General features: G+C 70.5%; 13 protein-coding genes. 1 reads left to right on the forward strand and 12 read right to left on the reverse strand.

Translation table 11 applies throughout. The features are described from left to right. Positions 1-162: 162 nt before the first annotated feature. Complete coding sequence (locus tag VH112_13945; protein HEX4541338.1) at positions 163-774, reverse strand: RDD family protein; 612 nt, start codon at positions 772-774, stop codon at positions 163-165. A 59-nt stretch (positions 775-833) separates the two neighbouring features. Between VH112_13945 and VH112_13950 the strand changes: the two genes are divergently transcribed. Next, complete coding sequence (locus tag VH112_13950) at positions 834-1,589, forward strand: class II aldolase/adducin family protein (GenBank protein HEX4541339.1); 756 nt, start codon at positions 834-836, stop codon at positions 1,587-1,589. On the opposite strand, the gene VH112_13955 is transcribed toward VH112_13950, so the two are convergent. The 11 genes from VH112_13955 to VH112_14005 all read right to left on the reverse strand — a co-directional run bounded on the left by VH112_13955 (position 1,590) and on the right by VH112_14005 (position 12,146). Continuing rightward, positions 1,590-2,468, reverse strand: coding sequence for an LLM class F420-dependent oxidoreductase (locus tag VH112_13955; GenBank protein ID HEX4541340.1), 879 nt, complete (start codon positions 2,466-2,468; stop codon positions 1,590-1,592). A gap of 6 nt (positions 2,469-2,474) precedes the next feature. Continuing rightward, a complete protein-coding gene (locus tag VH112_13960) occupies positions 2,475-4,031 on the reverse strand; it encodes a long-chain fatty acid--CoA ligase (GenBank protein ID HEX4541341.1) in 1,557 nt (518 codons plus the stop codon). Between the two features lie 98 nt (positions 4,032-4,129). After that, entirely contained in the window at positions 4,130-5,683 is a 1,554-nt protein-coding gene (gene gcvPB / locus VH112_13965; protein HEX4541342.1) for an aminomethyl-transferring glycine dehydrogenase subunit GcvPB, read from the reverse strand. Continuing rightward, positions 5,683-7,035, reverse strand: coding sequence for an aminomethyl-transferring glycine dehydrogenase subunit GcvPA (gene gcvPA / locus VH112_13970; protein ID HEX4541343.1), 1,353 nt, complete (start codon positions 7,033-7,035; stop codon positions 5,683-5,685). The genes gcvPB and gcvPA overlap by 1 nt, the downstream gene beginning before the upstream one ends. After that, positions 7,028-8,101, reverse strand: coding sequence for a glycine cleavage system aminomethyltransferase GcvT (gene gcvT, locus VH112_13975; protein HEX4541344.1), 1,074 nt, complete (start codon positions 8,099-8,101; stop codon positions 7,028-7,030). The genes gcvPA and gcvT overlap by 8 nt, the downstream gene beginning before the upstream one ends. 74 nt (positions 8,102-8,175) lie before the next feature. After that, positions 8,176-8,367, reverse strand: coding sequence for a hypothetical protein (locus VH112_13980; GenBank protein HEX4541345.1), 192 nt, complete (start codon positions 8,365-8,367; stop codon positions 8,176-8,178). Between the two features lie 230 nt (positions 8,368-8,597). Beyond that, entirely contained in the window at positions 8,598-9,107 is a 510-nt protein-coding gene (locus VH112_13985) for a MerR family transcriptional regulator (protein ID HEX4541346.1), read from the reverse strand. 207 nt (positions 9,108-9,314) lie between these two features. Further along, positions 9,315-9,815, reverse strand: coding sequence for a bifunctional nuclease family protein (locus tag VH112_13990; GenBank protein HEX4541347.1), 501 nt, complete (start codon positions 9,813-9,815; stop codon positions 9,315-9,317). Positions 9,816-9,824: 9 nt separating this feature from the next. After that, a complete protein-coding gene (gene hpt / locus VH112_13995; protein ID HEX4541348.1) occupies positions 9,825-10,388 on the reverse strand; it encodes a hypoxanthine phosphoribosyltransferase in 564 nt (187 codons plus the stop codon). After that, entirely contained in the window at positions 10,385-11,659 is a 1,275-nt protein-coding gene (locus VH112_14000) for a MerR family transcriptional regulator (GenBank protein ID HEX4541349.1), read from the reverse strand. The genes hpt and VH112_14000 overlap by 4 nt, the downstream gene beginning before the upstream one ends. 10 nt (positions 11,660-11,669) lie before the next feature. Further along, on the reverse strand, positions 11,670-12,146 hold the full coding sequence (locus VH112_14005; GenBank protein ID HEX4541350.1) for an FHA domain-containing protein: 477 nt from the start codon (positions 12,144-12,146) through the stop codon (positions 11,670-11,672). Between the last annotated feature and the right edge of the window lie 52 nt (positions 12,147-12,198).

The raw sequence follows: 12,198 nt of genomic DNA on the forward strand, positions 1-12,198 counted from the left end.
GTTATGTAAAGTTGCTGAGCTAGACAGCGGGAGGGCTGTCGGGACGGCTCCTCTCGGGAGCCCCCTCCCCGGTCGCTCAGGGCCACGTGGGGCCCCTCGGCGCCGCCAGGAGGGCCCGGCTTTCATTCCGGCGACTCAGGCGACTCCGTCGAATCAGGCGACTCAGGCGACGATGACGACCGTGTGGCAGATCTTGTCGGAGAACGTCTGGCGCTTGTGGTCCCACAGCGGCCACAGGAAGCCGGCGTACAGCGGCAGGACGTCCACGATGTGGGCGATGTAGCGAACGATCGACAGCCACGGGCCCACCACCTCGCCGTCGTCCTGTCGCACCAGCCTGGTGCCGACGAAGCGCTTGCCGGCGGTCTGTCCCGTTATGCCCTGGACGACCAGGTTCCAAATTACGAAGGCTACGACGGCCACGTAGGCGATGACCCCGGCCGGGGCCCACACCCTGACGAGGATGGCGGCGGCCAGGAACGGGGCCACGAAGTCGACCAGGTACGAGGCCACGCGCAGCCCCCAGTGGGCGAGGACAGCCTCTCTCGCCGGTCGGTCCTCGTCGAGGGCCTCCGCCTGCGCCCCGGTGCCCGGCGTGGACCCGGCGTCGCCCCAGCGAGCCGAGCGTGGCTCGGCCCAGCCGGCGGGTCCCCTCGGGCGATCCGTGCTCAGGTCTGCTCCTTCGGTGACCCGGAAGGGACTCCCCCTGCCGGGCCGTTTGGCCGAGAACGTACCAGCTGGGCTGCGGCGCCCGACAAACGCGCTCAGCAACACCGCTGTCGAACCGAGCCGTTAGGATCGAATCGTCACATTCCTCTCGCGGAGGTGTCCAGATGCCGGGTCTCCCGCTGCCGCCCCAGTTCGAGTCCGTCGAGGACGAGCGGCTGCACCGCAAGCAGCGCCTCGCGGCCGCGTTCCGCTTGTTCTCGCGGTTCGGCTTCGACGAGGGGGTCGCCGGCCACATCACGGCGCGGGATCCGGAGCGTCTCGATCATTTCTGGGTGAACCCCTTCGGTGTCCACTTCGGCCACATCCGAGTCAGCGACCTCATCCTGGTGAACGACCAGGGCGAGGTGGTCGAGGGTGACTACGCCGTCAACACCGCCGCCTTCGCCATCCACTCCCAGGTCCACGCCGCCCGCCCCGACGTGGTGGCCGCCGCCCACGCCCACTCGATCTACGGCAAGTCGTGGTCGGCGCTCGGACGCACGCTGGACCCGATCACCCAGGACGTCTGCGCCTTCTACGGAGACCACGCCCTGTTCGACGACTACACCGGTGTCGTGCTCGACGTCGAGGAGGGCAAGCGCCTCGCCCACTCCCTGGCCGACGCCAAAGCCGTCATCCTGCGCAACCACGGCCTGCTGACGGTCGGCCAGTCCGTCGACGAGGCGGCCTGGTGGTTCATCACCATGGAGCGCTCGTGCCAGGCTCAGCTCCTCGCTGAGGCGGCGGGCAAGCCGGTGCTGATCGACGAGGACATGGCCCGGCTCACCTCCAGTCAGGTGGGCTCGAACATCGCCGGTTGGTTCAGCTTCCAGCCGCTCTACGACCGCATCGTGCGGGAGCAACCCGACCTGCTCGGGTAGCTACAGCTCCCCCGCCGGCTCCACGAACCGCTCGGACAGCCCGGCCACGAGGGCGCGCAGCTTCTCGCTGTCGGTCGCGAAGGCGGGGAGCACAAGCTGGTCGACCCCGGCGTCCCGGTAGGCGGCGAGGCTCTTCGGCTCCACCGGCTTGAGATAGGACGAGACCGTCACGTCGACGTCGGCCAGCGTGCGGCCCCGCTCCTCGAGGAGGCGCTCGAGACTCGACACGCGCTCGGCGGTCTCCTCGGGGCCGAGGTTGAACCCGTGCCAGCCGTGGCCGAGGTCGGCCACCCGGCGTAGGGCGGCATCGCTCTCGCCCCCGAAGTACAGCGGCGGGTGCGGCTGCTGCACCGGCTTCGGGAACATCCGGCAGCGAGGGAGGGAATAGAACCTCCCCTGGTACTCGGAAGGATCGTCGCACCACAGGCGGCGCATGACCTCGACGTACTCCCGGCACCGCTCAGCCCGGTGCTCGAAGGGCGCGGCCACGGCCTCGAACTCGTCGCGCAGCCAGCCGATACCAATGCCGAAGTCGAAGCGACCCCCGGACAGCCAGTCGACCGTCGATGCGTCCTTGGCCGTGTAGACGGGATTGCGCTGGGGAAGCAGGCACACCGCGGTGCCCAGCCGCACCGTGGATGTCACCCCGGCGAGGAACGACAGCGTGTCGAACGGCTCGAGCAGCCCGGTCTCTCCGACGAGGGGGATCTTGCCGTCGTCAGCGTATGGATATCGCGACTCGTACTCGTCGACGAGCACGGCGTGCTCGCCCACCCACACTGACGAGAAGCCACCTTCCTCGGCCCCTGCCGCCGCCGCGGCCAGGAACTCGGGTGTTGCGACGGGATTGACGGTGGCGATGAACAGCCCGACGCGCATTGTCACTCAGCTCTCCTCGCCACTCGGTTGCGCTCCAAGTTGTGCCCGAAGCTCGAACTTGAGGACCTTGCCCGCGGGGTTGCGAGGCAAGGCGTCGACCACGTGCAAGCGAGTGGGCAGCTTGTAGCGGGCGAGCGAGCGGCCGGCGACGTCTCGCAGGTCCTCCAGCGTCAGGGACGCGTCGTCCTTGACCACGGCGACCGCCACCACGGCCTCACCCCAACGCTCGTCGGGCACACCCACGACCGCCACGTCGGCGACGGCGGGATGCTGGAAGAGCGCCCCCTCCACCTCCGCCGGATACACGTTCTCGCCGCCGGTGAGCACCATGTCCTTCACCCGATCGACGATGTAGAGAAACCCGTCCTCGTCGAGGTAGCCGAGATCACCGGTGTGGAACCAGCCCTCGCCGTCGACGGCGGCCGCCGTGGCCTCGGGCTGGTTCCAGTACCCCTTCATGACGTTGGGGCCCCGCACGCACACCTCGCCGCGGGCCAGGGGCTCGGCCACCGCGCCGCCCTCCCCGCCCGCCAGTCGCACCTCGGTGAACAACGGAGGCTGGCCCGCCGAGCCCACCTTCGCCAAGGCGAACTCCGACGTGAGGAACGTCACCAGGGGCGCCGTCTCGGTCAAGCCGTAGCCCTGGTTGATGGGTACGCCCACGCCGTTGTAGATCTTGATGAGCGCCTCGGGCACCGGCGCTCCCCCACAGACCACCATCCGCAGGCTGGTGAGATCGGCCTCGCCGAACCGCGGGTGCTGGCTCATGAACATGAGCATGGCCGGCACGGCGAACACGGTCGTGATGCCCTGGCTGGCGATGGCCTCGAGGCAGCCGTCAGGGTCGAAGCTGCGGTGGAGCACCACCTCTCCGCCCTTCTGCCATGTGACGAGGGTGGTGACGTTCAGGCCGCCGATGTGGAACAGCGGCGCGACGACGAGGGTGACGTCGTCCTGCACGATGTCCAGGGTGTGGAGCGCATTGACGTTGTTCCACCAGAGGTTGCCGTGTGTGAGCATGGCCCCCTTGGGTAGTCCGGTCGTGCCCGAGGTGTACATGATGAGGGCCACCTCGTCGGCGCCGATCGGCTCCGTGGCCGAGATCGGGCGGTGGCCCGCGATCACCCTTTCGAGCGGCTCCCACCCGTCGGCGACCGTGTCGTCAGCCCCCAGGTAGCGCCGCACCGACAGATCAGGACGCATCGAGTCGACCACTGCTCGGTGCGGGTCGTCGACCACCAGGGTGTGGATCCCGGCGTCGCCGATGATGTACGCCAGCTCCGGCCCCGTCAGGCGGAAGTTCAACGGCACGAAGCTCGCCCCCAGGCGGGACGCGGCGAGCATGGTCTCGAAGAATGCCGGCTGGTTGAGACCGAGGAAACCGACCCGGTCGCCATGGCAGACACCGCCGGCGCGCAGACCGGCCGCCAATCGGTCGAGACGGTCGAGGAACTGGGCGTAGGTGCGCGTTGTCCCCTCGAATGTCAGCGCCCGACGGTCCGGCGTCAGCGCGGCCCGCCGGGCGAACCAGCTTCCGAGGCTGACGTCGACGTTCGAGGCCATGTGAGCTCCTCTCTCGGCCTACGTGCGCCGACCATAACGCGCTGCCAGCCCCGCCCCGGCGGCCGCCGAGGGCGCCGACCCTCGCAAGTGTGCCGTGCTCAGCTACGGGCGTCCCAGGTGGGAACCAGCTGGCGAGCCGCCCTGGCCTCGTCGACCCGGCTGACCGGCGTGGTCCGCGGCGCCGCCTTGGCCGGGCCGGCATCGCCACCCAGTGCCTCGGCGGCGATGATCTCGAGGGCGTGAGCCAAGGCTTCGAGCGTCTGCGGGCTCTCGGTCTCGGTCGGCTCGATCATGAGGGCCTCCTCGACGGTGAGCGGGAAGTACACCGTCGGGGAGTGGAAGCCCTCCTCCAGCAGCCGCTTGGCCACGTCGATGGCCTTGACGCCGCTGCGCCGCTTCAGGTTGGCAGCCGAGATCACGAGCTCGTGCATGTTGGGCCGGTCGTAGGGGATGTCGTAGGAGCCTCGCAGGCGCTGACGCAGCCAGTTGGCGTTGAGCACGGCGGCGTCGGCCACGCGCCGTAGGCCGTCACCGCCGTTGGCCAGGATGTAGGCGTAGGCGCGGGCCAGGACCACGGCGTTGCCGTGCCAGGAATGCACCCTGCCGATGGACCGCTCCGGCATCTCCCACCCGTACCGGTCGGCCTGGTCCTCCCGGTCACCGGGCCGACGCACGGGGCGCGGTCCGGGCAGGAAGGGCGCCAGCCGCTCCGACACCGCCACCGGCCCTGCGCCCGGTCCCCCACCGCCGTGAGGGGTGGCGAAGGTCTTGTGCAGGTTCATGTGCACGATGTCGAAGCCCATGTCGCCGGGGCGGGCCACACCGAGGATGGCGTTGAGGTTGGCCCCGTCGTAGTAGAGCAATCCACCGACGTCGTGCACGGCGGCGGCGATGCTGGCGATGTCCTCCTCGAACAGCCCGAGGGTGTTCGGGTTGGTGAGCATGATGCCCGCCACCGTCTCGTCGAGGACGGCCCCGAGCGCGCCCACGTCGACACAACCCCTGGCGTCGGAGGCCACCGTCGTCACTTCGTAGCCCCCGAGGGTGACCGACGCCGGGTTCGTCCCGTGGGCGGAGTCGGGGATGATCACCCGTCGCCGCCGTGACCCGTCCCGCGCCCCGTGCCAGGCCCGCATCAGCATCAACCCGGTGAGCTCGCCGGCGGCGCCCGCCGCCGGCTGCAGGGTGGCCGCAGCCATCCCCGTCACCTCGCACAGGGCCTCCTCGAGGGCGACCAACAGCTCCAGCCACCCCTGCACCAGCGACGCGGGAGCGGCGGGGTGGGCTCCGGTCAGGCCGGCGAGGCCGGCGACCTCGTCGCACACCTTGGGGTTGTACTTCATCGTGCACGAGCCCAGGGGGTAGGCCCCGACGTCCACCGCGTACTGCCGGTGCGACAGCCGGGTGAAGTGGGCCACGAGGTCACGCTCGGACACCTCGGCCACCTCGACGGGCTCGGTCCGCAGGTGCGCCGCCGGCACCAGCTCCTGAGCTGTCCACTCCGGCAGACCCGTGGTGCGCAGGGACCACGACCGCCGACCGGGCTGCGAGAGCTCGAAGATGGTCGGCTCCGAGTCCCGGCCCATGAGCGGTGCGCTCGACGCCCGCCCCCCGGCGGCGTTGGTGGCGGCGCCCATGCCGTCTCGGTCCATCACCGCACCGCCTTGTCGAAGGCGGCCGCGAAGGCGTCGATCTCGTCCCTTGTCCGGCGCTCGGTGACCGCCACGAGCAGGCCCCCGTCGCACCCACTGGCCTCGAGACCGGGGCCGAGCGGCACCCCGGCCAGAAAGCCCTCCTCGGCCAGCCGTTCGACGAGCACCTCGCCGTCGACCGGGGCCCGGACGGCGAACTCCCGCAGGACGGGCGCCGGGACGAGGGGCTCGACGCCGTCGACGGCGAGGAGCGCTTCCCGGCAGTAGCGCGCGCCTCGGGCGCAGCGCAGGGCCACCTCGGCCAGTCCACGCGTGCCCAACCAGCCGAGCTGGATCGCCGCCGTCACGGCCATCAATGTCTGGTTGGTGCAGACGTTCGACGACGCCCGCTCCCTGCGGATGTCCTGCTCCCTGGTCCGCAGGGTGGTGACGTAGGCCCTGCGCCGCTCCGTGTCCACCGTCTCGCCCACCAGCCGCCCGGGTAGGCGGCGAAGGTGCTCCTCGGTGCAGGCGAAGAGCCCCAGGTAGGGACCACCGAAATTGAGCGCCGTGCCGAACGCCTGACCCTCGCCCACGACCACGTCGGCGCCCCACGAGCCCGGCGAGCGCAGCAATCCGGCCGCCACCGGGTCGAAGGCCACGACGAGCGGCGCGCCGGCGCGGTCAGCGAGCTGGCGAGCCCGGTCCACGTCCTCCAGGCAGCCCAGGTAGTTGGGATAGGCGGTGACGACGGCGCCGACGTCCTGCGGCTCGTCGGGCCATGCCGTGAGCCCTTCGTGGAGGGGGATCTCGACGACGTCGCGACCCTCGCCGGCGGCGAACGTCCTCACGACCTGGCGCCAGTGCGGATGGACGCCCTGGGAGATCCACACCGTCGATCGACGGGTGGACGACGTCGCCAGGTTCACCGCCTCGACGGTGGCGCTGGCGCCGTCGTACAACGAGGCGTTGGCGACGCCGACCCCGGCCAGACGGGCGATCATGGTCTGGAACTCGAAGAGGGCCTGGAGCACCCCTTGGGCCACCTCGGGCTGGTACGGCGTGTAGGCGGTGACGAACTCAGCCCGGCCAGCGAGGGACCGGGTCACCGCCGGCACCTCGTGGTCGTAGGCGCCCGCCCCGGCGAAGCAGACCAGGTCCCGTCCGCCTACCTGGTTGCGGCCGGCCAGCTCTTCGAGCCGAGCCACCACGTCGGGCTCTCCGAGTCCCGCTGGCAGATCGAGGCCCCCGGCCAGGCGGAGGGCCTGGGGGACGGAAGCGAACAGCTCCTCCACCGACGTCAGGCCCAGCGCCGCCAGCATGGCCTCGATCTCGGCGTCGGTGTGGGGAACGTAGTGCACTGGCTCACCCACCCTTTCTCGCGGTGGCGCGGGGACCGACGAAGGGCAGCGTGACGACGCTGGCGTCGATCGGTCGACCGCGCACGTCGATCGTCACTCCCGCGCCGGGATCCACGTCCGGCGCCAGCAGGGCCATCCCGATCCCCCGTTCGAGCACCGGAGAGAAGTTCCCGCTCGTCACCCGGCCCAGCCGGCGGCCACCATGGCGCACGTCGTTGCCCTCCCGAGGAGGCTGGCGGCTCTCGGTGATCAGACCTCGGAGCCGGCGGGCGATCCCCCGGCGGCGCTCGGCCTCGAGGGCCTCCCGCCCCCGGAACGGGCCCTTGTCCCACCCGACCACCCAGCCCAGCCCCGCCTGGAGGGGTGTGATCCCCGGACCCAGCTCGTGACCGTGGAGGGGCAGCCCCGCCTCCAGCCGGAGGGTGTCGCGCGCACCGAGCCCGGCCGGGACGACGCCCTGGTCCAGGACGGCCCACCAGAAGGCCTCAGCCCGGGCGACCGGCACGGCGCACTCGACGCCGTCCTCGCCCGTGTAACCGGTCCCGGCAGCCACGCAGTCGACGCCCTCCCAGTCGAAGCGGGCGACACCGAAGCGCGAGACTGTCGCCGCCACAGGGCTCACCGACGCCACCTGCTCGCGGGCGGTCGGACCCTGGATGGCGATCACGGCCCGTTCGTGAGTGACGTCGGGACCACCCAGGGCGCTCCTCACGCTGGCGGTGTTGGAGGCGTTGGGCATCACGTCGAAGCGGGTCGGCGAGACCCACCAGACGATGATGTCGTCGATCACCGAGCCGTCGGCCTCGTCGAGCAGATGGGTGTACTGCGCGCGCCCGGGGCCGATGCGGCGCAGGTCGTTGGTCAGGCTGCGCTGCAGCCGCTCGAAGGCGTCACGCCCTTCGACTCGCACCGTGCCCAGGTGGCTGACGTCGAAAGCGACGGCCGCGCTCCGGCACGCCCGATGCTCCGACACCGTTCCCGAAGGATAGGAGATCGGCATCTCCCATCCGCCGAAGTCGACGAACCGCGCGCCGAGCGACTCATGGGCGGCAGCCAACGGCGAGCGCTGGGTCGTCACAGGCGCCAGCCTACGGCCTCCCCAAGGCGTGGCCAGCCGATGACAGCCCTCCGGGCCCGCCTCCTGGGCCGGCCTCAGTCGTCTTCGGGCTCGAAAGAAAGAGGGCGGGGCTCGACTGTGTCGAGGCCGGCGTCGGCCAGCTGTGACGGCTCCTCCAGTCCGTATTTGACCAGGAGGTTGAGGTAGTCGCGCTGGTAGAAGATCTTGATCTTCACCTCAGGGTGGAGCTGGCGGAGCCGTCGCACCTTGGCGTTCTTCTTGGTCACCAGCCGCTGGTTGAGGGTGGTGATCTCGATGTACAGGTCGTAGGCGGGCAGATAGAAGTCGGGCCGCAGCGCGGCGGCCGGCGCACCATTGCTGTCCCGCTCCAGAGTGAACTCGACCGGCTCGTACTCCCAGGCGATCCCGTAGAAGTCGAGGAGCTTGGCGAACTGCCGCTCCGAGTTGTGGGCGAAGCGGACGCTCTCGTGGGGGAGGCCGCCTTCGTCCAGTGTGCCTACCCCCCTTGGCCGACCGCCGACCTGGCCGGCTCGGACGGCTCGGACGGCTCGGTGGTCTCGCTCCCGTGCTGACCGGACCCCTCGCTCTCGGGCGCCAGCCGCAGGATGGCGGCGTCGATCGCCTGCTTGACACCGGCCAGGGGAACGATGTTGAGAACCCCCTGGCCCCCCTTCAGCAGGTCGACGACCTGCTCGCCCGAGTGGGCGAGCAGCGAGTCCGATCCCCCGAGGACAAGGTTCGCCGAGGCGACGTCTGCGCCCAGGTTCTCCCGGAGGCACTGGATGGCGCGGCGGGTCGACTGGAGGGACACGCCGGCATCCAGCAGCTGCTTGATCACCTTCAGCTCGAGCAGGTCCCGGTACGAGTACCGCCGCTGGGTCCCGCTCCCCCGGGCCTCCGAGATGGAGGGCCGCAGCAGGTCGGTTCGGGCCCAGTAGTCGAGCTGGCGGTAGGTGATGCCGACGATCGAACAGACCTGCGGCCCCCGGTACCCGTCCTCTGCCATAGCAATCTGCCTCCAGGCTCGGCCGACCCGCATGAGTGGGACCTGTGGCCAGATCTCCACCCGTCCGGGACGCCGGCTCGTCTCGTGGCACTCACACCGACGTAGTTACGTCGTTGTGAGAGGTTACGCTTCGGCCTCCAAGGCGTCAACGTGGGCGGCTGCACGGCCGCCGACGGGGCCGTCCACCACCTCCCCCCGGCGTCGTGTCTAGGAGCTGAAGTCCTCGGGCCGGATGTTCTGCAGGAACTGGCGGAACTCGCCCACCAGCTCCTCCGGATTGGCCGGCTCGTCGTCCTCGTCCTCGGTCTGGAGGACCACGCCCTCGGCGTCGAGGAGGTCGTCGGCGACGTACAGAGACGTCCCGAGGCGGGCGGCCAGGGCGATGGCGTCAGAGGGACGGCTGGACACCGTGGGGCTCTGGTCGCCCATCCGCAGCTGGAGCTCGGCGTAGTAGGTCGCCGATCTCAGCTCGGTGATCACGACCCGCTCCACGCTGGCGCCCAGCGCGGCCAGCATGTCCCTCATCAGGTCGTGGGTCATCGGTCGGGGGGTGGTCACCCCCTGCAGGGCGAAGGCGATCGCCGTGGCCTCGGGCGCCCCGATGAAGATCGGGAGGGTGCGCCTGGCGCCTTCGGTCTCCTGGAGCAGCACGACCGGCGTGTTCGACTGGAGGTCAACCCGCACAGCTGCCAAGTGCACCTCGACCATACGAGCAACTTAGCGTGAGAACAGCTCTTTCACATGCGCATCTGGCTCGACCCGCAGTGCTGCGAGGTCGCCGGCCACCACCCTGTCGAGGTTGCGATAGCGCTCGGCGTAGTCGAGGCCGTAACCGAGCACGAACTCGTCATCGATGGCGAAGCCGACGAATCGGATCGGAGTCGGCACGATCCGGCGGGCGGCCTTGTCCAACAGGGCGCACACCTCGAGTGAACGCGGGCCGCGCCGCTCGAGCTCGCCGAGGATGTAGGTGAGCGTGAGGCCGGTGTCGACGATGTCCTCGACCAGCACCACCTCCTGGCCGGAGATGTCCGTGTCGAGGTCCTTCACGATGCGCACCCGCCCGGTCCCCTCTGCGTACGACGAGATGGCGAGGAAGTCGACCTGACACGACACGGTGACCCAGCGCACCAGGTCGGCCAGAAAGCACACGCTGCCCTTGAGCACCGCCACCAGCACCACGCCTCGTGGGTAGGCCGCCGACAGCTCTGCCCCGAGACCGGCCACCCGGGTCCGCAGCTCGTCGCTGTCTATGAGGACCCGGGCCGATGCCGCTCTCACCCCCCGGTGTTGTCCTTGAGGGCGGTCCGCAGGAGGGAGCCACGAAGCCCTTGGCCCAGGTGCGTCAGCTCAGCCAGGGTCTCCACGGCGCGCCGTCTGGCCGCGGGATTGCGCTGCTTGAGCAGCGGCATGACGATCTGCTCGAAGAAGGATGCCTCACGGTCGGCCGCCGTGCGGTACATGCGCAGATGTCGGGCCTCGATACCGAAGCGACGAAAGCCCGCCGCCAGGCGGGCGACCGTCAAGTTCTCCTCGTCGAAGTAGGTCGTGTCACCGATCGGCCGCCCGACGAGCAGGCCGTAGCGCTCCAGCTCGCCGAGCTCATCCGCGCTGAGGCCACTCGCGTCCGACAGCTCCTCGGCGGTGAGGTTCACGCCCGACAGGCCGATCGACAGCGGACCGCCGCCTTCCTCCTCGGCCGTCCCTACCTGGGCGGCCGGCCGCCGGCTGCCTCCCTCTTCCCGCCGACCACCGGCGCCGGCGGTCTCCTCCGGCCCGCCTGCTCCGCCGGGGGTGTCCTCGGGGCGGCCTCCCCGGCCGGCCGCTGGCGGCGCCGAGCGGCTCGGTGAACCGCCCGGCGCTCGCGCTCCTGCCGCCGGCACGCTGGCGGCGCCGAGGCGACCGCCCCGCGGCTGCGAAGCGACCCCGACCCTGCTCCGGGAACCGGCGGGCGCCGGCGCTGGCGACAGGGTCGACGTCTGGGCGGTCGACTCCCGGGCCTGCGCCTCGCCGCCCGGCGCCTCCGGATCCAGGTCGTCCGAACCCTTGGCCGGATCACCCCGACCGCGCTCTGGGGCCTCGTCGAGGCGAGCGCCGCCCGCAGCCCCCTCTGGGCGCCGACCAGGCGCCTGAGCCGGCGTACCTGGTGTCCCGGCCCGAGGGGGCCGGACGGTGGGCGCCACGGCGGCGGCACCAGCCGCGGATCGCGAGCTGCTGGCCGTGCGGACCACGCCAACCACGGCACCGGCGCCGGCCGTGCCGAGATCAGGAGCCTCTGGATCGGGGGGCGGGCCTTCGGTCGTGCCGCCGGTGCCGACCAGACGGCCCTTGATGACCTTGAGCGGCAGGAAGTTCTCGCGCTGCTGGCGGAGGATCCATCGAAGCCGGTCGACGTCTTCCTCGTAGAACTTCCGGTACCCGGACGGCGTGCGCTCGGGGTCGAGGAGACCCTGGCTCTCGAGGAACCTGATCTTGGAGATGGTGATGTCGGGAAACTCGTCCTTCAGCAAGGACAGCACGTCCCCGATCGACAGATACGTCCGCTCCGCCAAGCCGACCCCCCTACCCTTCCGCTGCTCCCGCCAAATAGACGAGCTTGAACTTACCGATCTGGACCTCGTCTCCGCTGGCGAGCTCGGCCTCTTCGATGCGCTCCCGGTTCAGGTACGTGCCGTTGAGCGAGCCCACGTCGCGTACGAGATAGCCCCGCTCACGACGGGCGAACTCGGCGTGACGACGGGACACGGTGATGTCATCGAGGAAGATGTCGCTCTCGGGATGACGTCCGGCCCGGGTGACGTCTGTATCCAGCATGAACTTCGAGCCGGCGTTGGGACCGCGCTTGACCACGAGCATGCCCGTGCCCTGAGGCAGCTCCGGGAGGGTGACACCAACCTCCTCCTCGGCCACCTCTCCGCCACCCTCGACGGGCAGGAACGACACCGTCGTGTCGTCGGCGGACCCGGGCAGCACCGCTCCGCACGACGAGCAGAACTTGGCGTCGGGTGGGTTGCGGTGACCGCAGTTGTTGCAGAACATCGAAGTCAACCGTACTCCTTGACGGTCCGGCGCTCACCGGGTGGTGATCGGG

It is taken from the genome of Acidimicrobiales bacterium (assembly GCA_036270875.1).
Lineage (GTDB): Bacteria > Actinomycetota > Acidimicrobiia > Acidimicrobiales > AC-9 > AC-9.

Excerpts from the sequence above, each read along its gene's own strand:
- VH112_13950 (HEX4541339.1), top strand. The coding sequence starts at position 834 with ATGCCGGGTCTCCCGCTGCCGCCCCAGTTCGAGTCCGTCGAGGACGAG.
- VH112_13990 (HEX4541347.1), bottom strand. The coding sequence starts at position 9,815 with ATGGTCGAGGTGCACTTGGCAGCTGTGCGGGTTGACCTCCAGTCGAAC.
- VH112_14005 (HEX4541350.1), bottom strand. The coding sequence starts at position 12,146 with ATGTTCTGCAACAACTGCGGTCACCGCAACCCACCCGACGCCAAGTTC.
- VH112_13985 (HEX4541346.1), bottom strand. The coding sequence starts at position 9,107 with ATGGCAGAGGACGGGTACCGGGGGCCGCAGGTCTGTTCGATCGTCGGC.
- VH112_13960 (HEX4541341.1), bottom strand. The coding sequence starts at position 4,031 with ATGGCCTCGAACGTCGACGTCAGCCTCGGAAGCTGGTTCGCCCGGCGG.
- VH112_13955 (HEX4541340.1), bottom strand. The coding sequence starts at position 2,468 with ATGCGCGTCGGGCTGTTCATCGCCACCGTCAATCCCGTCGCAACACCC.
- gcvPB (HEX4541342.1), bottom strand. The coding sequence starts at position 5,683 with ATGGACCGAGACGGCATGGGCGCCGCCACCAACGCCGCCGGGGGGCGG.